Origin of the sequence: Nonomuraea sp. NPDC050202, assembly GCF_040656115.1 — a bacterium.
Classification (GTDB): domain Bacteria; phylum Actinomycetota; class Actinomycetes; order Streptosporangiales; family Streptosporangiaceae; genus Nonomuraea.
On the sequence record NZ_JBFALF010000011.1, the window covers coordinates 194,085 to 216,563 of the forward strand.

Here is a 22,479-nt window from a genome sequence, read left to right on the forward strand (position 1 = left end):
CGCTCTCTCCCCCGGCGGTCAGCGATTCTGGCCGGCGATGAGGCGGTCCCTCATCGCCGTCGCCCTGCTCGCTCCGGTGGCGTCCTGTGGTCAGAGCGACCCCCCGACCGGCACCGCCGCCCCGCCGAGCCCGCGAGCCGCCGCGGTGACGGCCGCCCCGGTCAGCGCGGCTCTGACCGTCACCGATCCGCACGGCCGGGCGTTCACGCTGAAGAAGAAGCCCGAGCGCGTGGTGTGCCTGACCGGCCTGTGTGACGACGCCCTCGTCGAGCTGGGGCTGACCCCGGTGGCCACGACGACGCCCAAGCTGCTGGCGCGCCCCGACTACCTGGGCGCGAAGGGCGCCGAGGTCCCGGTCATCCCGGGCAGCTTCGGCGGCGAGGACGTCGCGAAGATCGCCGAGGCGGAGCCGGATCTGGTGATCGGCCTGGCCGGCGTGCACGACCAGCTCAGGACCGCCGTGGAGAAGTTCGCGCCGCTGTGGGTGGTCCAGGTGAAGTCGTACGACGACTCGATCGGCTACCTGCGCGCGCTCGCCCAGCTCACCGACCGGGGACAGCAGCAGGCGGCGGCCGAGACGCGCTTCCGCGCCAAGCTCGCCGACGGGCTCACCCGGGCCAGGGCCGCGGGGCTGGACAAGAAGCCGGTCCTGGCGATGTACGGCGGGACCTCGGTCGGCGTGAACACCACCGAGGACGTGCTGGGCCACTTCATGTCGCAGTTCTTCGCCTACCCCTGGCCCAGCAAGGGCGGCGGCTTCGAGACCGCGCAGGCCTACAGCATCGAGGAGATCCTGGCCAAGGCCCCCCAGGTCATCTTCATCCAGTCCTTCGGCACCTCCGTCAGCGAGCACTACAAGGACAACCCGGTGTGGAAGCGCGTGCCCGCCGTGGCGGCGGGCAAGGTGCACGAGGTGCCGACCGAGCTGTGGGCGTCGGGCCGCGGCACCAGGGCGTTCGGCATCATCCTGGACCAGGCGCTGGCCAAGGCCGCGGCGTGACCACGGTGCTCGACGGCCGCCCGGCGAGCACCGCCGGGCGGCCCTTCACGCTCGCGCCGTGGGCGGCCGGGCTCGGCCTCGCCGCGGTGGTGCTGGCCGGATTGTGCCTGGGCACGCCCTTCGTGTCCCCTCAGGACCTCCTGTCGATCGCGCCGGACTCGATCGCGCACGTCGTGGTCTGGGAGCTGCGCGTGCCGCGCGTGCTGATCGGCCTGCTCGGCGGCGCGGCCATCGGCACGGCCGGGCTTCTCCTGCAGGAGTCGCTCAGGAACGCGCTCGCCGTCCCGGAGATGCTCGGCGTCTCGACGGGCGCCGCGCTGGCCGTGAGCGTGTGCGTGGTGTGGGCGCTGCCCGTGCCGCCCTCGCTGTACCCGCTGGCCGGCCTGCTCGGCGCCACGCTCGGCGGGCTGGCCACGCTGGCCGCCGCCCGGTCCGGGCGCAGCGCCGGCGGCGTCCTGCTGATCGGCGCCGCGGTCTCGACCGGCATCCAGGCGCTGCTGCTGGCCGTGATGGCCACCGCCGACCGGCTCCAGTACGACATGCTCTTCCGCTATCTCGTCGGCAGCCTGTCCGGCCTGATGTGGGAGCAGACCGCCAGGACGCTGCCGTGGTTCGCCGTCGCGATCCCGCTCGTCGTGCTCTGCGTCCCCGCGCTCGGCCTGCTGCGGCTCGGCGACGACGCGGCGGCCTCCCTCGGCAGCCGGGTGAACCGGGCCCGGCTGGGGGTGCTGGCGGTGGCGACCTTGCTGATCGGCGCCGTGACGGGCCCCTGCGGGCCGATCGCGTGGGTGGGGTTCCTGGCCCCGGTGGTGGCCAGGCGGCTGCGCCCGCACGCGGGCGTCCGGAGCTGGCTGCCGTGGTCGGCCGTGCTGGGCGCGCTGGTCACCCTGACCGCCGACGTCGCGGCGCGGCTGGCGTTCTCCCCGGTGGAGACCCCTCTCGGCGCCTGGACGGCGCTGGCCGGCGTCCTGACGGGGGCCGTCCTGCTGCGAAGGCGGGCCTCCACATGACGCGCACGCCGCGCACGACGCCCACGACGCACACGACGGGGCCGGCGCCCGGCGCACGCACGGCCGGGATCGGCCGGGTGGCCACGGCGGCGGCGCTGCTCGTGGCGATCGCGGCCATGCACCTGCTCGTCTCCGGGCAGCCGATCGGCGCCGTCGCGGGCCTGCTCGACGGCGCCGCCGACGGCCAGGCCGAGAAGATCGTGTGGGAGCTCGGCGTGCCCCGCCTGCTCACCGCGCTGCTCACCGGCGCGGCCCTGGGCGTCTCCGGCTACGTGCTCCAGGCGACGCTGCGCAACTCGCTGGCCGCGCCGGAGTTCTCCGGCGTGAACCCCGGCGCGGTGCTCGGCATCCTCGGCGGGCTCACCCTCGGCCTGTTCCCCGCCGACTCCGCGGCCGGGGCGCTGCTGGCCGCGCTCGCCGGAGGCGCGCTGGGCGGCGGGGTCACCTGGCTGCTCTCGGCGGGCCGTGACCCGGCGAACCTGGTGGTCCACGGCCTGCTCGGCAGCGCGTTGCTGGCCGGGCTGACCACGATGCTGCTGGCCTACCAGCCCAGCAGGTTCGGCAACGCGCTGCGCTGGCTGATCGGCTCGGTGGAGGGGCGGGTGTGGGAGCACCTGGCCTTCGCCTCCTGGTGGATCGCCGGCGGCATCGCCCTGGCGTGGGCGTGCTCGGGCCTGCTGGCCGTGCTGACGCCCGGCGACGACCACGCCGCCTCGCTCGGCCTGCACCCCGGCCTCGGCCGGGCCATCGCGCTCGCCGTGGCGATCGCCCTGACCGCCGGCGCGGCCGCTCTGGCCGGGGCGATCGCCTTCGTCGGCCTGGTCGCCCCGCACGTCGCCCGCAGGCTGGGGGGCCGCGTCCTGACCGCCGCCGTCGTCGGGGCCGTCGCGCTCGCCGGCGCGGACAGCCTCGCCCAGCTCGCCGGGCACCTCCTCAACGGCACGCACCGGCTCGGCGTCCCGACCGGCGTGATCACCGCGCTGGCCGGCTCCGCCGTCCTGATCAGACTGGGAAGATCTCAATGAGCGTCGTGGTCCAGGACCTGCACTTCTCGTACGCCGCCCGCCCCGTCCTGGCCGGGATCGACCTCACCGTCGAGCCCGGCGAGTTCGTCGCCCTGGTGGGCGTGAACGGGTGCGGCAAGAGCACGCTGCTGCGCCTCATCGCGGGCCTGCTCAAACCGTCGGCCGGCCGGATCCTGCTCGGCGGGACGGAGCTGGCCTCCCTGTCGCGCCGGCAGGTGGCCCAGCGGCTGGCGGTCCTGCACCAGACGTTGCCGCCCGTCCCCGCACTGACCGTCCGCGAGCTCGTGCGGCAGGGCCGTTATCCGCACCGGGGAGCGCTGGGACTGCTGTGGGAGTCGGACTCCATGGACGAGGCGCTGGAGCTGGCCGGGGTCGCCCACCTCGCCGACCGCGTCCTCGACACGCTGTCCGGCGGCGAGCGCCAGCGCGTACGGCTCGCGCTCGCCGTGGCCCAGAACACCGGCATCCTGCTCCTGGACGAGCCGACCGCCCACCTGGACATCCGCCACCAGCTCGAGGTCCTCGAACTCGTGAGCGCCCTGCGCGAGGCCCGCGACCTCACCGTCGTGACCGTCCTGCACGAACTGGACCACGCCGCCCGCTTCGCCGAGCGCATCGTCGCGCTCCATGAGGGACGGGTCCGGGCCGACGGCAAGCCGAAGGACGTGATCACACCGGCCTTGCTGGCCGACGTGTTCGGCGTGGCCGGGCGGGTGGTCATGGACGAACTGCACGGGACCCCTCGCTGCCTGCCGGACGCGGCACTCTGACCCCTGCCGCGCGCTCGCGGGCCTCCCGCACGCGCAAGCCGCGCGGCTCCCCGCACACGCGGCCGCGGGATCCCGCACGTGCCAGCCGCGGGTTTGCCGCACGCGCCGGCCGCGGGTTTGCCGCACGCGCCGGCCGCAGGGCTTGGCGGGCTCACGTGCCCGCCGATCGCCCTGCGGCCGGGTCACCTCATCCGGCCGTGATCAGCCCGCGCCGGTAGGCGCGGACGAGCCGGCGCGGGACGAGCAGCTCCCGCCCGCCGATCGTGATCGGCACCAGCTCCGGGACGGCGGCCTTCCACCGGCTGCGGCGGTGCCTGGTGTTGCTGCGGGAGGTCCTGCGCTTGGGGACGGCCATGGCTACCAGCTCGCCTTCGTGATCCCGGGCAGCTCGCCGCGGTGCGCCATCTCGCGGAAGCGCACGCGGGAGAGCCCGAACTTGGTCAGATGCCCGCGGGGGCGGCCGTCGACGGAGTCGCGGTTGCGCACGCGGGTGGCGCTGGCGTCGCGCGGCTGGCGGGACAGCTCCCGCGCGGCGTCCGCGCGGTCCTGGGGCGTGCCGGTGCGGATGATCTCCTTCAGCTCGGCGCGCCGTTCGGCGTAGCGGGCCACGACGGCCTTGCGGCGCTCGTTGGCGGCGATCTTGCTCTTCTTCGCCATCAGATCCTCTCCCCCCGTGCCCGGATGCGCGCCACGGCCTGCTCGATGCCGATCTTGTCGACCGTCTTGATCGCGCGGGCGCTGAGCGTGAGCTTGACGAAGCGGCCCTCGCTGGGCAGCCAGTAACGGCGCTGCTGGACGTTGGGGTTCCAGCGGCGCCGGGTGCGCCGGTGGGAGTGGGAGACGTTGTTGCCGAAGACCGGCTTGAGGCCGGTGAGCTGGCAGTGCGCGGACATCAGGTTCCTTTCGAGTTGCGGAGCGCTGCCATGATAATGACAATGGTTATCAATTCAAATACCGGCTGCCGAGGAGGGTCATGGGGATCAGCGATGCGGTCGTGCTCAGCGGGGTCACGGCGGGCTACGGCCGCACGACGGTCCTGCGCGGGCTGTCGGCCCGGCTGCCCCGCCGGGCCGTCACCGCGGTCGTCGGCCCGAACGGCTCGGGCAAGTCCACGCTGCTCGGCGTCCTGGCCGGAACCATCCGGCCGGTACGCGGCACGGTCGAGCTCGGCGGCGCCGGCCGGCCCGGGTACGTGGTGCAGCGCGACGCCGTCTCCGACGCGCTGCCGATCACGGTGCGCGACACGGTGGCGATGGGCCGCTGGGCCTCACGCGGCCCCTGGCGGCGGCTGACGGCGCACGACCGGGCGATCGTGGAGACCTGCATGGCCGCGCTGGACGTCTCCTCGCTGGCCGCGCGCCGGCTGAGCACGCTGTCGGGCGGCCAGCGCCAGCGCGTGCTGCTGGCCCAGGGGCTCGCCCAGGAGCCCGATCTGCTCCTGCTGGACGAGCCCGCGACCGGCCTCGACACGGCCGCCAGGCAGCACATCGCCGAGGTGCTCGACCGGGAGAGTGCCCGTGGCGTGACGATCGTCCACGTCACCCACGATCCGGCCGCGGCCCTGCGTGCCGATCACTGCCTGGTCCTCGACGAGGGCCGGCTCGTCGCGCAGGGCCCTCCCGCCTCCGTACTGCCCCCAGGAGAGCCGCTGATCAGCGGCGTCGCGTCCGGGCCGGCAGCCGCAGCGGCAGCGGAGCTCCGGGCGCGCCGGTGACCGCGCCGACCGGCGGCTCCCCGTTCGGGATCAGCGGTCGCGCGGCTGAGGTGAGGCTGACTCAGCTGCGGAGATCGATCGATGTTGTGACACGGCTGACCTGCCGGCAGCCGTGTCACCTGGTGCGCTTCACCCCGGCACGAGGCCGGGGCCGGCCCCGTTACGGCCGCGTGGTGCGGTGCGACATGTGCTCCGCGGTGCCGACGTGGTTGCGCTGCTTGCGCATGCCTGCCAGGCCCAGCAGGCCGAGCAGGCCCAGCAGGCCCCACAGTCCGGCGTTGCCGCCGCCTTCGTCCCGGTTGTTGTCCTGCGGTGCCGGCGTCACCTGGCTCTGGGCGACCGGCTCGACGGGTGTGTCGGCCGTCGCCGCAGCGGCCGGGGCTAGCGTCAAGAAGAACGCCAGGCCCAGCCCGGTCAGGGTCTTGCGCATTGGGTTCCCCCGATCCGGCGGTCTCTGCAACCGCGGAGACCGCCTATCACGCCTTCTTCGACGAAGGCTTCCGATAGCGGGGCGATCTCCAGATCCCCTGCTAACAGCCCCCTACCATCGTCCAGGGCGCATCAAACGCCTTCTCCCGGCAGGTGGCGGCCGGGCACGCCGGCACGTACGCGGGCCTCGGCGATCCCGGCCAGCTCCGCTCTCGCCCGCGGGCCGGCGGCGCCGGGCGCGGGCCGTACGGGAGCCAGCAGCCTCACCTCCACGACCAGGTCCCGCGTGGCGGCCACCCGCAGCAGGGAGGCCAGCAGCGAGTCGTCGCCCACGAAGCAGGCACGGGTGGAGGGCGCCGGCCCCTCGCGGTAGCGCAGCGTGGCCGGCCGGACGGCGGCTCCCGCGTCGATCGCCGCCTGGAAGACCGCGGGCCGGAACCCGCCCATCCCCCGCCCGCACCAGGTGGTCCCCTCGGGGAAGGCGACGACCGTGTCGCCCGCCCTGAGCGCGCCGGCCACGGCGGCCACCGCCGCCGGCAGCGCCATGAGCCGCTCCCTGTCGATGAACAGCGCCCCGGCCCCCGCCACCAGGGTGCCGATGAGCGGCCAGCCGGCGACCTCCCGCTTGGCCAGCGGCCTGGACGGCACCGTGGCGGCGATGACCAGCGGGTCGAGCCAGGAGATGTGGTTGGCCACCACCAGCGTGCCCGTCCCCGCGACGACGCCGGCCCCGTGCGCCTCCAGGCGGATGCCGAGCGCGCGCAGCATCAGCCGCGCCCACAGCCGTGTGAGCCGCGCCTGCGTGAACGCGCGGGCGACCAGGGCCACGGGCACGCCGCCCAGCACCACGACGACGGCGGCCAGCAGGCGCGCGGCACGCCGGACGCGGCCCACCGCGGAGGCCGGGTCCCCGATGCAGGCGGCGGGCGTGCACGGCCCCAGGGGCCGCCAGGGGTTGAGCTGCGCCGCGGGTGGCGGCAGGACGGTGCTCACAGGGGCTCGCCGAGGAAGTGGCGCAGGTAGCGGGTGTTGACGTTGGCCATGGACAGCAGCATGAAGAAGTCGGCGGTGCCGAAGTCCCGGTCGTGCGCGGGCTCCCCGCACACCCACGAGCCCAGCCGCAGGTAGCCCCGCAGCAGCGGCGGCGGCACGAACCGGTCGGGCAGCGCCACCCGGCCGGGCCGCCACGGCGTGCGCGGGCGCACCCGGTGCTCCTCGGGGCCGAGCGGCACCCGTTCCATCACGGCGGCGGCCAGCGCGCCCCCGTCGCCGAGCGGCACCGAGCAGCAGCCCGCCAGCCACCGGTACCCGCCGGAGACCATGTAACGGGCGATGCCCGCCCACATCAGGGCGACCACCGCCCCGTCCCGGTGGTCGGGGTGCACGCAGGTGCGGCCCGCCTCCACCAGCCCCTTCCTGAGGGGGGCGAGGCCGGTGAGGTCGAACTCGGCGTCCGAGTAGAGCCGCTCGGTGCGCCCGGGAGGCAGCAGCCGGTACGTCCCGACGACCTGGTCGCCGTCGCGGACGAGGAGGTGGTCGCAGTAGGCGTCGAACCGGTCGGCGTCGAGGCCGGAGACCGGGCTGTCGAGCCGCGCCCCCATCTCCCCGGCGAAGACCGCGTATCGCAGCCGCTGGGCCGCCTGCAGGTCGGCGGCGCTGGAGGCCATGCCGACCGTGTACCTGCCGGTGCCGAGAGAGATCGTCATGGGCGCGCGTCCTTCCCTGAAGGGTTCTCGCGCCTATGTCGACATGCCGAAATGACGTGCGCGTCTCGCGCCGGGGGCAGCCAGGCGACCGAGAGAAAAAATCGTTTCCCCGCGCGTCGACCGGCTCACTACACTCACCACCTGACGCCGATGACGTGATCAAGGAAGGGAGCCGGCCGTGCGTGACCACAGCACCGCTGCCGCCGCCTCCCTGTCGCGTTACGAGGTGATCCTGGTGTCTTCGCGCGCCCGGTGCCGGCTGCGCGGCCGCCACTGGTTGCTGCCCTGACGAGACCCTTCCCAAGGATCCTCCGCAGGCCATCGAATCGCGCCGTCCTGTCCGAAATGAGCCCCGAAAGGGTCATGGGCCGTGCGTGCTCACGTTTTCAACTCCCTGCAGACCGTCCGTAATCTCGGCATCCTCGCCCACGTCGACGCCGGCAAGACCACCGTCACCGAGCGGATGCTCTACCTGACCGGCGCCACCTACAAGCGCGGCGAGGTGCACGACGGCACCACCGTCACCGACTTCGACCCCCAGGAGCGCGACCGCGGCATCACGATCTTCGCCGCCGCGGTGAGCTGCGAGTGGGACGGGCACCGGATCAACCTGATCGACACCCCGGGTCACGTCGACTTCACCGACGAGGTGGAGCGTTCCCTGCGGGTGCTCGACGGCGCGATCGCGGTGTTCGACGGCGTGGCCGGGGTGGAGCCGCAGAGCGAGTCGGTGTGGCGGCGGGCCGACCGGCACGGGGTCCCGCGCATCGCGTTCGTGAACAAGCTGGACCGGGCGGGCGCCGACCTCGACGCGGCGGTGGAGTCGATCCGCCGCAGGCTGCATCCGGCGCCGCTGGTCGTGCAGCTCCCGATCGGCCGCGAGGACGGCTTCGCCGGCGTGGTGGACCTGCTCGCCATGCGGGCCCTGCTCTGGGACGGCGGCGTGCTGGAGGCCGGGCCCGTGCCGGAGCGCCTGCTGGCGGAGGCGCGGCGGCGGCGCCGGCTGCTGGAGGAGGCGGTGGCCGAGCTGCATCCGGGCGCGCTGGAGGAGTTCTGCGCCGAGCCGTCGGTCTCGGAGGCGACGCTGGTGGCCGCGCTGCGCGAGCTGACCGGCAGCGGTGCCGGCGTGGTGGTGCTGTGCGGCTCGGCGTACCGGGACCGCGGGATCGAGCCGCTGCTGGACGCCGCCGTCCGGTACCTGCCCTCGCCGCTGGACGTGCCCGCCGTGCGCGGGCAGGACGGGCAGTCCCGCCCGGCCGACCCGGCGGCGCCACTGGCCGCGCTGGCGTTCAAGGTCAGCGCGACGGCGACCGGCCGGCTGACGTACCTGCGGATCTACTCGGGCACGATGCGGAAGGGGGACACCGTGCTGGACGCGGGCACGGGCCGGACCGAGCGGATCGGCCGGATCCTGCGGGTGCAGGCCGACCGGCACGCCGAGGCGGACCGGGCGGTGGCAGGCGACATCGTGGCCGTGGTCGGGCCGAAGGCGGCCCGCACGGGCACGACGCTGTGCGCGCCCGGCGCTCCGCTGCTGCTGGAGCCGCCGGGCGCGACCGAGCCGGTGGTGTCCGTGGCCGTCGAGGCGCGCGGGAGCGGCGACGCCGACCGGCTGGCGGCGGCGCTGGCCCGGCTGGCCGAGGAGGATCCCTCGCTGGCCGTGCGCGCCGACGCCGAGACCGGGCAGACCGTGCTGTCCGGGATGGGCGAGCTGCATCTGGAGGTGGCGGCGGAGAAGCTGCGGCGCGACCACAGGCTGGAGGTGAGCGTCGGGCGGCCGCAGGTCGCGTTCAGGGAGACGGTCGTGCGTGGCGTGTCCGGGCTGCTGTACCGGCACGTCAAGCAGGACGGCGGCGCCGGGCAGTTCGCCCACGTGGTGATCGACGTCGAGCCGCTGGAGGAGGGCTTCGCGTTCGCCTCGGCGGTGACCGGCGGCCGGGTGCCGCGCGAGTACGTGCGCGCGGTCGAGGCCGGCTGCCGGGACGCCTTGTCCGACGGTCCGCTCGCCGGTCACCCGGTGACCGGGCTGCGGGTCACGCTGACCGACGGGGCCACGCACGTCAAGGACTCCTCGGAGATGGCGTTCCGCACGGCCGGGCGGCTGGCGCTGCGCGAGGCGCTGCGCCGGTGCGCGATGGTGCTCCTGGAACCGGTGGTGGAGGTGACGGTGACGGTGCCCGACGAGATGGCCGGCGGGGTGCTGGGCGACCTGGCCGCGCGGCGGGGCCGCATCTCGGGCTCCGAGGCGCGGGCCGGCGCGGTGGTGATCACCGCGGTGGTGCCGCTGGCCGAGGTGTTCGGGTACGCGACCCGGTTGCGCAGCCGTACGCAGGGGCGGGGCACGTTCACCACGCGCCCCGCCGGGTACGCCCCCGCCTAACCGGCGGTGAAGGAGATCCAGACGTCAGGGGGGACGTCGGGCCGGTTCGGCACGGCCAGGCGTTCCTCCGTCCACGCGGCGCCGGCGATCTCCGTGGCGACCCGCCGCCAGAACGCGACGGCCGTCGTGTTGGCGTCCTGGAAGGCGACCTTCCAGGGGCCGGGGTGACGCGAGATCACCTCCCGCACGACGGCCATCCCGATGCCGGCCCTGCGCGCGCCGCGTACCACGAAGAAGCTGTTCAGCACGCGCGCCGGGCCGGACAGCGCGCGCACGAACGCGAAGCCGACCGGCGACTCGCCGCTGGTGAACAGGTAGGGCGCCCAGTCGTCGCCCGCCAGCGCCGAGCGCAGCCGGTCGCTGTGGTAGGTGCCGTCGGGGCTGGGCAGGCCGCCCTGGAAGTCGGCCATGTCGTGGCGGAACATCAGCCAGAGCCGCTCGGCCGTGGGACGGTCGGCGGCCGTCATCGGCCGCACGGTCACATGTGGAGAAGTCATACAAAGACCTTCCGGCCGGGAGCAAACCCGACCGGAAGGGTAGAACATATCAGATCCGATCATGGAGTGGTGACGGCGGCCCCCGTGACCGAGGACGACCAGTACAGCGCCCCGGCCACCTGGGCGAACAGGCCCTTGGGATGGTTGCGGAACATCGGCTCGGTGCCGAACAGCACCACGGCCGCGCCCCGCTCGTCCCTGCCGCTGACCACGGCGGCCTGCCCTCTGGCCTGTTCCTGGCCGCCTCCCGAGCCGTCCTCCCTGGGCCGCCAGTGGCCCGCGACCAGCGGGCCGTCCGCCGCGTACGACTGCTCGACCGTGACCTCGGGCCCCAGGCCGGTGAACCAGAGCGGCGAGTACACGAACGAGTGGCCGGGCAGGCCGCTGTCGGCGGACACGGTGCGGACCACGCCGTTGCCGTCCGGGTTGCCGGCCACCGTGGTGGCGGTCAGCAGGCCGGCGGCGGCGTTGAAGGCGGCGCCCGTCCGGCCGCGGGTGATGACGCCGCCGGTGGCGAGGAACGCGTCGAGCGCCGTCCTGGCCGCCGCGTTGAGCGCCGCGTGGTTGAGGCCGCTGGAGACGTACAGGACGTCGGTGGCGCTCCAGTCGTAGCCGGCGTTCAGCACCGCGGTGGAGACCGGCGTGACGGGGAAGCCCAGCTCGCGCAGCGTGAACAGCTCGTCGGCGGACGCGGCGGCGGCGATGCGCACCCGGCTGAGGGGGACGCCGGTGGCCGTGCCCGCAGGGGTGAAGGCGACGCCGTAGCGGTCGGCCACCGTCCCGGCCGCCCGCCTGGCCGAGGCCGGGACGATCGCCGTGCCGTCGTCCCAGGTCACCGCGATGCCCTGGGAGAGCAGGTCGTTGAGCGCCCTGACCTCCTTGGCGTCGCCCACCTCCAGCGCGAGCGGGCCGGGGGTGCGCGGGACCGAGCCTGTCGGGGCGGCGGCCCTGACCGGCTCGGTACGCGCGCGCAGCGACCCGACCGGCTCCACCGTGGCGCCCCACAGCAACGCGTGGCTCCAGCCGGAGATGTCGTACATGGCGCCGACCCTGGGCGAGATGTCCGCGCCCGGCTCCAGCATGACGTTGGCCAGGCCGCGCTTCGGCTGGCGCATGTCCACCACGTACGAGCCTGCCGGGTACGTCCTGCCGCCCGAGCGGAACGCCGACCTGGCCCGCTCGACCCGGACGTCGTTGGCGACCAGGTGGTCCACCAGGCGTGCGGCAGCGGTGGCCGAGCGCTGCCCGGACCCTGCCGGGATGACGTACGCGCGCGGGAACGTGGTGGTGTAGACGTCCTCGGGGCCGAAGCCCGGCACGATGCCGAGCGGCACGACCTTCGCCGGCTCGCCCGCCGCGCCGCGCCGGAACACCTCGATCTGGTCGGCGATCAGCCGGTCGTGCCGTGCCTGCACGAAGCCGTAGGTGGCGCGCACCGCCGCGGCGGCCACGTCGGTGTTGATGGCCGAGCGGCGGCGCAGCTCCTCCACCGGCTCGTTGCTGTAGGCGGGCTCGTTGACGTCGAGGGGGATCTCCACGGTGTGCGCGGCGACCGTGCCGTGGAACGGCGCGTACTGCGGGGTGAAGATGGGCGGCCAGTCGTCCCAGCCGTCCGCGGAGTCGCGGAACGGGATCTGCGCCGGCTCCACGCCGTCCTTGTCCGGGGTGTAGCCGAGCGCGTTGACCGCGGCCTCCATGCCGAGGCCGTTGGCGTAGGTGTTGGTGATGAACAGGTCGTACTCGTAGTTGGCGCCGTGCGGCGGGGTGGTCGGCTCGATGAGCGTGCCGTTGACGTAGCCGTGCAGGTCGACCAGGGCGACCGGCTGGGTGTCCATGATCGCCTGGCGCATGGCGCGCGTCTCGGGCTGGGAGGCGGTGACGAAGTCGCGGTTCAGGTCGAAGCCGGCGCCGTTCTGGCGCACGCCGTTGACGCGGCCGTCGGGGTTGGCGGTGACGTTGAAGTACAGGCGGGTGCGGGCGAGCAGGCCCGCGACCGCCGGGTCCCTGCTGGTGGCGAGCTGCTCGATGGTGCGCAGGGACGCGTCGGTGCCCTCCCACTCGTTGCCGTGGATGTTGGCGTTGACGAAGACCGGCGCCTTGTACCGGGCGGCCAGCCCGCGCTCGCGGGCGGCGGCGGCCGGGTCGTTCTCGATGCGCTCGCGGATGCGCTCCTGCTCGCGCGCCCTGGCGGCGCTCTCCGGCTCGGTGACGGTGACGAGGTAGAGGTCGCGGCCCTGGTACGAGCGGCCGATGACCTCCACGCTCACCCGGTCGCTGCGCTGCTGCAGCTCGTTCAGCTTGGGCGCGATGCCGTGGTACGGCACCAGTCCCAGCTTGATCGAGGAGTCGGCCGGGTTCTCCGGCGGCAGCGGGAGCCTCGTCTGACGCGGGTAGCCGCGCTCGCGCGAGTGACCGTACGGTTGGGCCTCGGGCATGGCCCTGGCGTCGAGGGTGGCGGCCTGCTCGGGCACGCCCGCCGCGACCTCGTTCCGCTCGGGGCCGTTGCCGAAGTCCCGAACGGGGCCGCCGCCGGGGGCCTGGGCGGCGCCGGCCTGGGGCGACGGCTGCGGGCCTGCCAGCGCGGCCGGTGCGGGGACGGCGAGGAGCGCGGCCGCGACGGTCACGGCCAGGAGGCGGCGCATCAACGCTCCCTGTAGTCGGCGGCGATCCCGATGAGCGAGATGAGGCCCGCGGCGAACTCCATCGCCTCCGCGTGGCCCTCCTCGAACGGCGGCTGGAAGCCCACGCCCTCCCACGCGCGGGTCGCCGGGTTCCACAGGTCGGCGCCGACCTCGAAGTCCCAGCCGTAGATGCCGAAGTCGTACCAGAGCTCGTCGGCGGAGTTCCCGGCCGCCGAGTACAGCACGTCCGTCACCGGCCCGGTCTGCTGCGGCCAGATGACGGTGCCCCGCTCGGCGGCGATGGCCTGCTCGATCGTGCGGGCCGAGCGCAGGAAGTAGGCCAGCTCCTGCTGCGCGGGCCTGGGCAGGGTGACGCGGCCGTCGAGCTTGTACGCGCCCGGAGGCCACATGAAGAAGCCGCCGTAGCTGTGCACGTTCATGGCGAACTTGATGTTGCGGTACTTCTGCGCCAGCCAGATGACGTTGCGGCTCTCGGGCTCGGAGTGCTCGCCGGGGCCGGCGTACGTGCCGCTCTGGCAGTTGGCCGAGGCGCCGAAGTAGCCGTCGAACAGCGAGCCGGCGGCGTAGTTGCGGTTGACGTCCACGCCCCAGGTGTTGCGCAGCGCCGGGTCGGACTGCTGCGGCGGGCAGTGGTTCGTCATGTTCTTCCGCTGGGAGTTGAAGTCGTAGAAGCTGTAGTTCGCGCCGTCGGGGTTGACGGTCGGCACGATGAAGATGTCGGTGCGCTCCAGCAGCCGGCGCGTGGCCCTGTCACGGGCGTAGTTGCGCAGCAGCCGCTCGGCCGCCTCGATCGTGACCAGCGGCGTCACCCACTCCCTGGCGTGCTCCTGCGCGTAGGCGAGCACGCCGGTGCGCGAGCCGTCGCGGCGCTCGCCGATGCGCAGCGCGAGCACCGTCGCGGGCGCGCGGGAGACGTCGGCCGGGGCGTTGAGGAAGTCGTCGAGCTGGACCGGCGGCGCGGGCGCCATGACGCCCGCCCCCGGGTCGGTGCGGTAGAGGGCGGCCCTGACGGGGATGCCGGGCACGGCGTTGACGGCCGCGACGACCTGGGCGGCGGTGCTGGCCGGCGCGCCGGAGCCGTCGGTGGCCAGGCTGACGGTGATGAGCTTGCCGTTGACGGTGACCTGCAGCGGCCGGTCGGGCGTGCCCGGGGTGACCAGCTCGACGGACAGGTCGTTGCCGCCCTCGGAGCCGTACGCGGTGGAGGTGACGACGACGGCGGCGCCGGGCGGGGTGCCGATCAGCGCCTGGGCGTGCCTGCGGTACCCGTTCGTCCTGTACGGCAGCGCGATCAGGTCGGTGAGCTTGGGGAACTGCCGGTGCAGCGCCTTGATGCGCTCGTTGAGCAGGGCCGGCGGCATGTACTGGGTGATGAAGTCCTTCTGGTAGCCGCGGCCGGTGTGGTCGGGCCGCTCGCCGTCGGGCCATTCTCCGACCCGGGCCTCGGCCCTGCCGCCGCCGGTGGAGGTGACGGTGATCCGCTGCGGCCGGTCGCCGGCCGGGACGGGCGTGCTGAACTGGTGTCCCAGGTACGCGCCCGCGTCCACGTACGCGATCATCTCGGCCTGCCCGGTGGTGCCACGCCTGCCCTGCCAGGTGACGGTGAGCGTGGCGGCCTGGGCGGCGCTGCTGCTGGCCTCGACGGACAGGAAGTACCCGTCGCGGGACCTGAACCAGACCGCCCGCTCGACCACGATCTGGTCCTGCTGCGTGGTGGCGGTGGTGGCCTTGCGGGCCGCCTGCGGCACGCTGCCGGACGCCCGGGTCACGCCCGCGGGCAGCGCGGCGAGCTGGCTCGGGGTGAGCACCGCGTCGATCCGGACGCTGCCGTCCGCCTGCGGGCGCACGCGTTCGGTGAGGTCGGCGCCGGAGGCGACGAGCCGCTCCATGGCGGCCGCGTCCGGCACGGACAGCGTGACCAGGGAGACCGGCTCCGGGTCGGCGGGTCCGGCGACCGCCGGGACCGATGGCGCAGGTGCCAGGAATGTCGTGACGACGGTCAGCAGAACGACCGCGGACGCCCGTAAGCCGTGCATGAGCCCCTCCAGGAAGATCCCTTCTGGGGCTCATTGAAAGCCGACAATCATCAACCGGCAAGACCCAGGAAATTCACAACCTCTCGGACAAAACGCTCCCTGCCGCGTTCGGCGCGGTCGAGATGCACGTAGTGCGTCGCCTCCGGCAGCTCCACGCTGCGCACCTCGCGGGCGTGCACGAGGTGCTCGCGCAGCCTCGTCACGTCCTCGCGGCGGCTCCAGAAGTCGCGCTGGCTGCGCACGATGAGCGTGCGGGCGGTGATCGTGCCGGCGTCCCAGAGCTGGCGGCCCGTGGCCAGGTAGAAGCTGTCCTCCATGGCGCCGGAGGGGGCGCGGAAGCTGGGCGGCGTACGGGTGCCGCTGGTGGGGTCGGAGGCCAGCGCGGCCTTGACGTAGGCGCCCACCACCGCCGGGTCGCGCCAGGCCGTCTTGTCCCCCGCCGGGATGCTGCTGTCCCACGACGGCAGGAGGCTGTCTCCGGTGGCCAGGCGGTAGGCGCCGTAGCGGGCGGCGTTGAAGCGGCCCGGGTGGGCCGGGTCCTCGGAGTCGCTGCCGCGGCCCAGGGTGGGGTGGCCGTCGACGGGGCCGTACAGGGTGTTGTAGAGGACGAGGTGGCTGACCCGGCCGGGGTCAGCGGCGGCGTACTGGCCCAGCCAGTGGGCTCCGGTCGCCCAGCCGAGCAGGGCGACCTTGCCCCTGGGGGCGATCCGGTCCACCACGGCGGCGATGTCGCGGACCACCTCGTCGGAGCGTACGGCGGGCCGGTTCTCCTGGGGCGGCCGGGACAGGGCCGGCGGGCGGGTGGAGGCGCCGTAGCCGCGGGCGTCCATGACGTAGACGCGGTGGCCGGCGCGGGCCAGGTCCTCGGCGAGCGAGCCGCCGGGGACGGGCAGGTCGAAGCTCGCCACGCCCGGGACGCGGGCGCCGTGCAGCAGCAGGACCGGCGGGCGCCCACGCCCGGCGCCCGGGGCGGTCACCTCGCGGACGGCGATCCGCACGCCGGGGTCGCTCGTGACGTGGAAGTCCGAGCGTTTCACCTGGTCGCGGGGTTCGGCCGTCAGGGAGACGGCGGTGACCAGGCTGATGACGGTGTTGAGGATCAGGCGCATGGGCCGATCCTGCCGCCAGCGGTGGCGGTGACCCGGGATTCATCTCTTCATCGCATGCGATTGATATGCGGAAGCGACGTAATCGCGGGCGGCGCTCACGACGCGGTGACGTGCGGCGCCGGCGGTCGCTCGGTCACGACGCGGTGACGTGCGGCACCGCGTCGTAGGCCGCCCAGTCGGCGCTGATCGCGCTCGCCGTCTTCAGCAGCAGCGGCAGGTGCTCCTCCGTGAGCTGCTCGATGGAGGTCTCGGCGGCGTGCGCGTTGACGTTCACCGCCGCGATGACGTTGCCGAGCCCGTCGCGCAGCGGGGCCGCCACCGACCGGATGCCCAGGGCGAGCTGCTCGTCGGTCACCGCCCACCCCTTGGCCCGCACCGTGCGCAGCGCCGCCTCGCGCTCCTTGGCGTCCGGCCGCCAGCGCGGCTCGATGCCGGAGCGGCTCGGCTCGGACAGCACCCGCTCCACCTCGGCCGGCGGCAGCGCGGCCAGCAGCACCTTGCCCAGGGACGTCTGCAGCGCCGGGAAGCGGGTGCCGATCTGCACCGACAGGGCGACGATCTTCGGGACGGAGACCCTGGCCACGTACACGATGTCGGAGCCGTCGAGCTGGGCGATCGAGGACGACTCGCGCGTCTGCGTGACCAGCCGCTCCAGGTGCGGGCGGGCCACCTCCCACAGGCCCATCGAGCGCACGTACGACACGCCCAGCTCCAGCACCCTCGGCGTGAGCGCGAACCCGCCCTGCTCCGGCCTGGCGTAACCCAGCTCCTGGAGGGTGAGCAGGATGCGCCGGGCCGTCGGGCGGGCCAGGCCGGCGGCCGTCGCCACCTCGGTCAGCGACATGACCGGGCGGCCCGGCTGGAAGGCCCTGATGACGTCGAGGCCGCGTGCCAGCGCCTCGATGAAGTCAGGTCCGGTCTCACCACGTGCCATGTACGCCCTCGCTCGCTTCTGGATCTGCTTGATCCGACTTTAGGGTCTCCTACAGGCGGTGGGTGGAGTCGCTGCGGTAGTCGGTGTAGGTGTACGGGTTGTCGAGGACCTTGGTGCTGGGGATGTCGGGGTTCATGCCCTTCTCCCAGGCCTCCTCCCCCATCTCCCCCTTGAGGTACTCGACCGTGCGCTCGGCCTCGGCCCGCGCGGCGGCCAGGTCGATCCCGACCAGCCGGTGCTCGTGCTTGACGACCCGCCCGTTCACCAGCACGGTGTGCACGTCGCCGCGCTGCGCCTGGAACGCGACGTGCCCGAACGGGTTGAGCAGCGGGAACGACACGGGCGATGCGTCGTTCTTGATGAGCACGAGGTCCGCCTTCCGGCCGGGCGCGACGGTGCCGAGGTCGTCGCGGCCGATGGCGGCGGCGCCGCCCCGGGTGGCCCAGTCCACGACCTGGTCGGCGCGCAGCGCGCAGTGCGTGACCGTCTCGCTCTTGGCGTGCGCCTCCAGGTGCTCGCGGGAGCGGTCGGCGCCGAGCGTGGCGCGCATGGCGGAGAACAGGTCGCCGCTCCACCACACGCTGGTGTCCATGGACAGCGAGACCGGGATGCCGTGCGCGCGGACGGCCCAGGTGGGCGGGTAGCCCTGGCCCGCGCTCTGCTCGCTCTCCGTGGAGACCGAGATGGAGCCGCCGGTGGCCGCGATGCGGTGGTAGGAGTCGGCCGACAGCGAGGCGGCGTGCACGTAGACGGTGCCGGGGGTCATGAAGCCGTGCTCGTACATCAGCCGGATGCCGTCGTCGCCGGTGGCGCCCCACACGCCGGCGTGCGTGGTGACGGCCACGCCGAGGTCGCGGGCGACCTCGAAGGCGGGCTGCTCGGGGAAGGACGGGTCGCCGAGCACGTCGAAGGCCATCTGGAAGCCGAGCATGCCGTCGCCGGTGATCCTCCTGCGCACGAAGTCGCGGAACTCCGGCGCCGTCGCCCACTCGGCGGGCGGCTGCTGGATGTTGCCGTACGCGAGCACGTACCGGCCCGGCACCGACCGCAGCGCGTCGGCCGCGGCGTCGGCGTGGTCGGGGGTGCGCAGGCCGTGCGACCAGTCGACGACGGTGGTGACGCCGGCGTCGATGGCCTCGATCGCGGCCAGCGTGTTGCCGGCGTGCACGTCCTCGGGCCGGAACAGCTTGCCGTGCTCCAGGTAGAACCAGACGAAGTACTGGGTGAGCGTCCAGTCGGCGCCGTAGCCGCGCAGCGCGGTCTGCCACATGTGGCGGTGCGTGTCGATCATGCCGGGCATGACGATGCCGCCGGTGGCGTCGATCTCGGTGGCGCCCTCGGGGGCCTCCAGGCCGGGGCCGACGGCGGCGATCGTGTCCCCGGTGACGAGGACGTCCGTGCGGGGCAGCACGCGGCGGCCGTCCATGGGCAGCACGGTGCCGCCGCGCAGCACCAGGGGGCGTCCGGCCTCGAAGTCGTTCATGGCACGCTCCTCGTTTGCGAACGATTGTCCGCTGTACGGTCACCGTCACTGTGATGAGCCAATGATGTGCTGTCAAGACGGTTGACGAGGGCGGCGGCGCATGTTGTGATCACGTCGGCGGACATTCGTCCGTTACACGGACGCGAGGTGGAGCTGGATGACTGACGGGCCTTTGTCCGGCGTGCTGGTGGCCGACTTCTCCAGGATCCTGGCCGGGCCGTACGCCACGATGTTGCTCGCCGACCTGGGCGCCGACGTCGTCAAGGTGGAGGGGCCGCAGGGCGACGACACGCGGACGTGGACGCCGCCCGCGCGGGGCGAGGTGTCCACGTACTACCTCGGGGTCAACCGGGGCAAGCGGTCGATCGCGCTGGACCTGCGCGACGAGGGCGACGCGCGGCTGGCCAGGGAGCTGGCCCGGCGGGCCGACGTGCTGGTGGAGAACTTCCGGCCGGGCGGCCTGACCAGGTACGGGCTCGACTACGCGGCCGTCTCCTCCGGCAACCCCGGCGTGGTGTACGCGTCGATCAGCGGGTTCGGGTCGGGGGCCGGGGCGCGGGTGCCGGGTTACGACCTGATGGTGCAGGCCATGTCGGGGCTGATGAGCCTGACAGGGGAGCCGGACGGGCCGCCGTACCGGGCCGGGATCTCGGTGTTCGACGTGATGGCGGGCAACCACGCCGTCATCGGCGTGCTGGCCGCCCTGCGGCACCGCGACACGACCGGGCGGGGTCAGCACGTCGAGGTGAACCTGATGTCGTCCGCGCTGACGGGGCTGGTCAACCAGAGCTCCGCGTACGTGGCGGGGGACGTGGTGCCGTTCAGGATGGGGAACGCGCATCCGAGCGTCTTCCCGTACGAGCCGCTGCCCACCGCCGACCACGACCTGATCGTGGCCGCCGCCAACGACGGGCAGTTCAGGAAGTTGTGCGAGGTGCTCGGGATCCCCGAGGTGGCCGACGACCCGCGGTTCGCGCGCAACGCCGACCGTACGGCGCGGCGCGAGGAGCTGCGGCCGCTGCTCGTCGAGCGGCTGGTCACCCGGCCGGCGGACGAGTGGTTCGCCCTGCTGGTGGAGGCCGGGGTGCCGAGCGGGCCGATCAACACCATCGACGGCGGGTTCGCGGCGGCGGAGCGGTTCGGGCTGGAGCCGGTCGTGGTGGTGGGCGAGGGCGAGCGGGCGGTGCCGACGACGCGGCATCCGATCCGCTTCTCCGAGACGCCCGCCGGGTACGCGCTGCCGCCGCCCGAGCTGGACGAGCACGGCGCCGAGCTGCGCAAATGGCTGGAGGGCGGGACGCATGCCTGAGGACGTGGCGGGCGGACGGCCTCCTGCGGACGCTTCGGGCGGGCGGCAACCCGAGCACGTGGCAGGCGGGCGGCGGCCCGAGGACGCGGCCGGTGTGCGGCGGCCCGAGGACGCGGCAGGCGGGCGGCGGCCCGAGGACGCGGCCGGTGTGCGGCGGCCCGAGGACGCGGCCGGTGTGCGGCGGCCCGAGTATCCGACCGCGCTCGGGGCGTCCTCCCGCAAGGAGATCACGCTGCTCGGGCACGACCTGGCCGCGGACGTGATGGGCGAGGTGGGCTTCGGCGAGCTGGCGTTCTGGCTGGCCACGCAGCGCCGGCCCGCCCCCGGCGAGGTGCGGGTGTTCGAGGCCGTGCTGGCCGCGCTGGCCGATCACGGGTTCACGCCGACCGCGATCGTGACGCGGCTGACGTACCTGTCGGCGCCCGACTCCGTACAGGGGGCCCTGGCGGCCGGGCTGCTCGGCGGCGGCTCGCGCTTCCTCGGCGTCACCGAGGACTGCGGCCGGTTCCTGCACGAGATGATCGCCGGTCGCGACCCCCTGCCGTGCGACGACTCGGGCTGGGACGCGCTCGCCCTGGAGACCGTCCGGGCCCGGCGCGAGTCGGGGCTGCTCATCCCGGGGCTCGGCCACCACGTGCACAAGGACGGCGACCCGCGCACGCCGCGGCTGTTCGAGATCGCGGCCGAGGAAGGGCTGTTCGGACCGCACCTGTCGCTGTTCGCGGCCATCGGACGGGTGCACCCGCGCGTGCTCGGCCGGACGCTGCCGCTGAACGGCGCCGGGGCCTGCGGGGCCGCGCTGGCCGACCTGGGGCTGCCGCTGGAGCTGCTGCGCGGGTTCGCGCTGCTGGCCAGGACCGCCGGGCTGATCGGGCAGCTCGCCGAGGAGCTGCGCCACCCGGTGGCCAACGAGATCTTCCTGTCCGTGGACCTGAACAACCGGTCCGTCCCGCCCGAGCCGTACCCCGATGGAGGCCCGCATGGCTGAGCTCGTCGATGGAGGTCCGCATGGCTGAGGTCGTCGCCGTCATCGCGTCCACGCACCATCCCTTCTACTACCGCGCCAGCACCGCGACCGGCGAGGACCGCCCGCCGTTCGCCGACGAGTGGGTGCGCAAGGTGATGGCGTTCCGGGAGACGCTGACCAGCGCCAGGCCGGACGTGCTGGTGATGGTCGGCTCCGACCACTTCCACCAGCTCTGGCTGGACAACATGCCGCAGTTCCTGATCGGCAAGGCGCCCTACTACGACGCGAACTTCTACAACGAGGAACGCGAGTTCGGGCTCCCCCGCATGGTGTGCCGGGGGCAGGAGGACCTGTCGGCGCACCTCCTGCGCGAGGGCCTGGACGCCGGGTTCGACCTGGCCTTCTCCAACGAGCTGCGGATCGACCACTCGATCACCTGCCCGATCATCACCCTGCGGCCGCAGAACGACCTGCCGATCGTGCCCGTCTACACCAACATCTTCGCCCCTCCCCTGCCGCGGCCGAAGCGGTTCGTGCAGCTCGGACGGACCATCAGGGAGCTGGTGGAGTCGTGGCCGTCCGAGCAGCGGGTCGCGATCATCGGCACCGGGCACCTGTCGCTCGAGCTCGGCGGGCCGCGCCAGTTCGGGCCGCACGGCCCCGACCCCGAGTTCGACCGCAAGGCCGTGGAGTGGATCTCCTCGGGGGACATCGAAAGCTGCCTGGCCGAGGTCACCCTCGACAGCCTGCACCTGCCGGGCAACGCCACCCACGGGTTCATGGACTTCATGCTCATGATGGGGGTGGCGGGCGACGGCCGTAAGGCCGACTACGTGGACACCTACGACCTGTTCCACACCATGGAGGCGTACTTCACCTGGTTCCCGGACGGAGGCGGCCGGTCGTGAGCAAGTACCTGCTGAACAAGTTCCTGTTCACCGTAGACCGCGATCCCGAGCTGGTGGAGCGCTACCGCGCCGAGCCGCGGGCCACGGTGGAGTGGTGGGAGTCCGCGTACGCGAACCGGATCCTGGGATGCCACGAGGGCGAGTCGTCCACGTGGCTGGGCTTCGACGCCATCGAGCGGGAGGCGCTGGCCTCGCACGACTATCCGCGGCTGTTCGAGCTGGGGGCGCATCCGTTCCTGACGCTGACGCTGTTCATCGCGATGTTCGAGCGGGATCATCCGCCGCTGGGGTTCCAGACCGAGTACGCGCGACGGCTGGCGCACGTGCGGCTGCCGTACCCGGACATCGCGACCTGATGAACGACCACCCCACCGACCCGCCCACCAACTCGCCCGGCGGCCCGCCCACTGGCCGGGCCGCCGGTCAGCTCCGAGCTCGTCACCCGGCTGCGCCGGCCACGACCACGGCGGGGGTGGTGACGTCGGCGGCCTGGCCGGTCGGCGCCACCGGCCGGCGGCCTACCGAACAGCGCGATGGTGTCGAGCACCGGCTCGGAAGCC

22 protein-coding genes are annotated in these 22,479 nt (G+C 73.8%); 10 read left to right on the forward strand and 12 right to left on the reverse strand.

What is annotated here, in order from left to right:
- The first annotated feature begins 37 nt into the window (after nucleotides 1-37).
- Genes AB0I79_RS28455 through AB0I79_RS28470 form a run of 4 tightly spaced genes read left to right on the forward strand, consistent with a single transcriptional unit; the run spans nucleotide 38 to nucleotide 3,805 of the window.
- Entirely contained in the window at nucleotides 38-1,000 is a 963-nt protein-coding gene (locus AB0I79_RS28455) for an ABC transporter substrate-binding protein (RefSeq protein WP_357878786.1), read from the forward strand.
- Nucleotides 997-2,010 carry an iron ABC transporter permease gene (locus AB0I79_RS28460; protein ID WP_357878789.1) on the forward strand — a complete coding sequence of 338 codons (1,014 nt, stop codon included), beginning with the start codon at nucleotides 997-999 and terminating at the stop codon, nucleotides 2,008-2,010. Before AB0I79_RS28455 ends, AB0I79_RS28460 begins: the two co-directional genes overlap by 4 nt.
- Nucleotides 2,007-3,035, forward strand: coding sequence for an iron chelate uptake ABC transporter family permease subunit (locus AB0I79_RS28465; RefSeq protein WP_357878792.1), 1,029 nt, complete (start codon nucleotides 2,007-2,009; stop codon nucleotides 3,033-3,035). Before AB0I79_RS28460 ends, AB0I79_RS28465 begins: the two co-directional genes overlap by 4 nt.
- Complete coding sequence (locus tag AB0I79_RS28470; protein WP_357878795.1) at nucleotides 3,032-3,805, forward strand: ABC transporter ATP-binding protein; 774 nt, start codon at nucleotides 3,032-3,034, stop codon at nucleotides 3,803-3,805. Before AB0I79_RS28465 ends, AB0I79_RS28470 begins: the two co-directional genes overlap by 4 nt.
- 187 nt (nucleotides 3,806-3,992) lie before the next feature.
- Here the strand turns inward: AB0I79_RS28470 and rpmF are convergent, their stop codons facing one another.
- The 3 genes from rpmF to rpmB are packed head-to-tail and all read right to left on the reverse strand — an operon-like array spanning nucleotide 3,993 to nucleotide 4,698.
- The gene (gene rpmF / locus AB0I79_RS28475; RefSeq protein WP_357878798.1) at nucleotides 3,993-4,160 is read right to left on the reverse strand and encodes a 50S ribosomal protein L32; all 168 of its coding nucleotides are present in this window, start codon (nucleotides 4,158-4,160) and stop codon (nucleotides 3,993-3,995) included.
- 2 nt (nucleotides 4,161-4,162) lie between these two features.
- On the reverse strand, nucleotides 4,163-4,462 hold the full coding sequence (gene rpsN, locus AB0I79_RS28480; RefSeq protein ID WP_357878801.1) for a 30S ribosomal protein S14: 300 nt from the start codon (nucleotides 4,460-4,462) through the stop codon (nucleotides 4,163-4,165).
- Nucleotides 4,462-4,698 carry a 50S ribosomal protein L28 gene (gene rpmB, locus AB0I79_RS28485; RefSeq protein ID WP_357878804.1) on the reverse strand — a complete coding sequence of 79 codons (237 nt, stop codon included), beginning with the start codon at nucleotides 4,696-4,698 and terminating at the stop codon, nucleotides 4,462-4,464. Before rpmB ends, rpsN begins: the two co-directional genes overlap by 1 nt.
- Nucleotides 4,699-4,778: 80 nt before the next feature.
- On the opposite strand from rpmB, the gene aztA reads away from it, so the two are divergent.
- The gene (aztA, locus tag AB0I79_RS28490) at nucleotides 4,779-5,519 is read left to right on the forward strand and encodes a zinc ABC transporter ATP-binding protein AztA (protein ID WP_357878807.1); all 741 of its coding nucleotides are present in this window, start codon (nucleotides 4,779-4,781) and stop codon (nucleotides 5,517-5,519) included.
- A gap of 160 nt (nucleotides 5,520-5,679) precedes the next feature.
- Here the strand turns inward: aztA and AB0I79_RS28495 are convergent, their stop codons facing one another.
- From AB0I79_RS28495 to AB0I79_RS28505, 3 genes are all read right to left on the reverse strand, one after another.
- Complete coding sequence (locus AB0I79_RS28495; RefSeq protein ID WP_357878810.1) at nucleotides 5,680-5,949, reverse strand: WGxxGxxG family protein; 270 nt, start codon at nucleotides 5,947-5,949, stop codon at nucleotides 5,680-5,682.
- Nucleotides 5,950-6,080: 131 nt separating this feature from the next.
- Nucleotides 6,081-6,941 (reverse strand): lysophospholipid acyltransferase family protein, encoded by an 861-nt coding sequence (locus tag AB0I79_RS28500; RefSeq protein ID WP_357878812.1) that lies wholly within the window; start codon nucleotides 6,939-6,941, stop codon nucleotides 6,081-6,083.
- Entirely contained in the window at nucleotides 6,938-7,654 is a 717-nt protein-coding gene (locus AB0I79_RS28505; RefSeq protein WP_357878815.1) for a GNAT family N-acyltransferase, read from the reverse strand. Before AB0I79_RS28505 ends, AB0I79_RS28500 begins: the two co-directional genes overlap by 4 nt.
- Before the next feature lie 370 nt (nucleotides 7,655-8,024).
- Here AB0I79_RS28505 and fusA point away from each other — a divergent pair, with 370 nt between their 5' ends.
- Nucleotides 8,025-10,034 (forward strand): elongation factor G, encoded by a 2,010-nt coding sequence (gene fusA, locus AB0I79_RS28510; RefSeq protein ID WP_357878818.1) that lies wholly within the window; start codon nucleotides 8,025-8,027, stop codon nucleotides 10,032-10,034.
- On the opposite strand, the gene AB0I79_RS28515 is transcribed toward fusA, so the two are convergent.
- The 6 genes from AB0I79_RS28515 to AB0I79_RS28540 all read right to left on the reverse strand — a co-directional run bounded on the left by AB0I79_RS28515 (nucleotide 10,031) and on the right by AB0I79_RS28540 (nucleotide 18,735).
- Nucleotides 10,031-10,531, reverse strand: a complete 501-nt coding sequence (locus tag AB0I79_RS28515; protein ID WP_357878821.1) for a GNAT family N-acetyltransferase — start codon at nucleotides 10,529-10,531, stop codon at nucleotides 10,031-10,033. The two genes, fusA and AB0I79_RS28515, sit on opposite strands and share 4 nt — an antisense overlap.
- 59 nt (nucleotides 10,532-10,590) lie before the next feature.
- Nucleotides 10,591-13,173, reverse strand: a complete 2,583-nt coding sequence (locus AB0I79_RS28520; RefSeq protein WP_357878824.1) for a M14 family zinc carboxypeptidase — start codon at nucleotides 13,171-13,173, stop codon at nucleotides 10,591-10,593.
- Nucleotides 13,173-15,209 (reverse strand): M14 family zinc carboxypeptidase, encoded by a 2,037-nt coding sequence (locus tag AB0I79_RS28525; RefSeq protein ID WP_357878827.1) that lies wholly within the window; start codon nucleotides 15,207-15,209, stop codon nucleotides 13,173-13,175. The genes AB0I79_RS28520 and AB0I79_RS28525 overlap by 1 nt, the downstream gene beginning before the upstream one ends.
- A 50-nt stretch (nucleotides 15,210-15,259) precedes the next feature.
- A complete protein-coding gene (locus AB0I79_RS28530; RefSeq protein ID WP_357878830.1) occupies nucleotides 15,260-16,318 on the reverse strand; it encodes an alpha/beta fold hydrolase in 1,059 nt (352 codons plus the stop codon).
- A gap of 133 nt (nucleotides 16,319-16,451) precedes the next feature.
- Entirely contained in the window at nucleotides 16,452-17,252 is an 801-nt protein-coding gene (locus AB0I79_RS28535) for an IclR family transcriptional regulator C-terminal domain-containing protein (RefSeq protein WP_357878833.1), read from the reverse strand.
- A 49-nt stretch (nucleotides 17,253-17,301) separates the two neighbouring features.
- Nucleotides 17,302-18,735: an amidohydrolase family protein gene (locus AB0I79_RS28540; RefSeq protein ID WP_357878836.1), complete on the reverse strand. Its 1,434-nt coding sequence runs from the start codon at nucleotides 18,733-18,735 to the stop codon at nucleotides 17,302-17,304.
- Nucleotides 18,736-18,892: 157 nt separating this feature from the next.
- Between AB0I79_RS28540 and AB0I79_RS28545 the strand changes: the two genes are divergently transcribed.
- From AB0I79_RS28545 to AB0I79_RS28560, 4 genes are read left to right on the forward strand one after another with little or no spacing between them, the layout of a single operon-like run.
- Nucleotides 18,893-20,044, forward strand: coding sequence for a CoA transferase (locus tag AB0I79_RS28545; protein WP_357878839.1), 1,152 nt, complete (start codon nucleotides 18,893-18,895; stop codon nucleotides 20,042-20,044).
- Entirely contained in the window at nucleotides 20,037-21,032 is a 996-nt protein-coding gene (locus tag AB0I79_RS28550; protein WP_357878842.1) for a citryl-CoA lyase, read from the forward strand. The genes AB0I79_RS28545 and AB0I79_RS28550 overlap by 8 nt, the downstream gene beginning before the upstream one ends.
- 20 nt (nucleotides 21,033-21,052) lie before the next feature.
- A complete protein-coding gene (locus AB0I79_RS28555) occupies nucleotides 21,053-21,919 on the forward strand; it encodes an extradiol ring-cleavage dioxygenase (protein ID WP_357878845.1) in 867 nt (288 codons plus the stop codon).
- A complete protein-coding gene (locus AB0I79_RS28560) occupies nucleotides 21,916-22,275 on the forward strand; it encodes a hypothetical protein (RefSeq protein WP_357878848.1) in 360 nt (119 codons plus the stop codon). Before AB0I79_RS28555 ends, AB0I79_RS28560 begins: the two co-directional genes overlap by 4 nt.
- Nucleotides 22,276-22,479 lie beyond the last annotated feature (204 nt).

Bases quoted from the DNA above. Each gene is read 5' to 3' on its own strand.
- AB0I79_RS28470 (WP_357878795.1), top strand. From the start codon at position 3,032: ATGAGCGTCGTGGTCCAGGACCTGCACTTCTCGTACGCCGCCCGCCCC.
- AB0I79_RS28525 (WP_357878827.1), bottom strand. From the start codon at position 15,209: ATGCACGGCTTACGGGCGTCCGCGGTCGTTCTGCTGACCGTCGTCACG.
- AB0I79_RS28505 (WP_357878815.1), bottom strand. From the start codon at position 7,654: ATGACGATCTCTCTCGGCACCGGCAGGTACACGGTCGGCATGGCCTCC.
- aztA (WP_357878807.1), top strand. From the start codon at position 4,779: ATGGGGATCAGCGATGCGGTCGTGCTCAGCGGGGTCACGGCGGGCTAC.
- AB0I79_RS28540 (WP_357878836.1), bottom strand. From the start codon at position 18,735: ATGAACGACTTCGAGGCCGGACGCCCCCTGGTGCTGCGCGGCGGCACC.
- rpsN (WP_357878801.1), bottom strand. From the start codon at position 4,462: ATGGCGAAGAAGAGCAAGATCGCCGCCAACGAGCGCCGCAAGGCCGTC.
- AB0I79_RS28515 (WP_357878821.1), bottom strand. From the start codon at position 10,531: ATGACTTCTCCACATGTGACCGTGCGGCCGATGACGGCCGCCGACCGT.
- AB0I79_RS28520 (WP_357878824.1), bottom strand. From the start codon at position 13,173: ATGCGCCGCCTCCTGGCCGTGACCGTCGCGGCCGCGCTCCTCGCCGTC.
- AB0I79_RS28530 (WP_357878830.1), bottom strand. From the start codon at position 16,318: ATGCGCCTGATCCTCAACACCGTCATCAGCCTGGTCACCGCCGTCTCC.
- AB0I79_RS28455 (WP_357878786.1), top strand. From the start codon at position 38: ATGAGGCGGTCCCTCATCGCCGTCGCCCTGCTCGCTCCGGTGGCGTCC.
- rpmF (WP_357878798.1), bottom strand. From the start codon at position 4,160: ATGGCCGTCCCCAAGCGCAGGACCTCCCGCAGCAACACCAGGCACCGC.
- AB0I79_RS28550 (WP_357878842.1), top strand. From the start codon at position 20,037: ATGCCTGAGGACGTGGCGGGCGGACGGCCTCCTGCGGACGCTTCGGGC.
- AB0I79_RS28555 (WP_357878845.1), top strand. From the start codon at position 21,053: ATGGCTGAGGTCGTCGCCGTCATCGCGTCCACGCACCATCCCTTCTAC.
- AB0I79_RS28545 (WP_357878839.1), top strand. From the start codon at position 18,893: ATGACTGACGGGCCTTTGTCCGGCGTGCTGGTGGCCGACTTCTCCAGG.
- AB0I79_RS28465 (WP_357878792.1), top strand. From the start codon at position 2,007: ATGACGCGCACGCCGCGCACGACGCCCACGACGCACACGACGGGGCCG.
- rpmB (WP_357878804.1), bottom strand. From the start codon at position 4,698: ATGTCCGCGCACTGCCAGCTCACCGGCCTCAAGCCGGTCTTCGGCAAC.
- AB0I79_RS28535 (WP_357878833.1), bottom strand. From the start codon at position 17,252: ATGGCACGTGGTGAGACCGGACCTGACTTCATCGAGGCGCTGGCACGC.
- AB0I79_RS28495 (WP_357878810.1), bottom strand. From the start codon at position 5,949: ATGCGCAAGACCCTGACCGGGCTGGGCCTGGCGTTCTTCTTGACGCTA.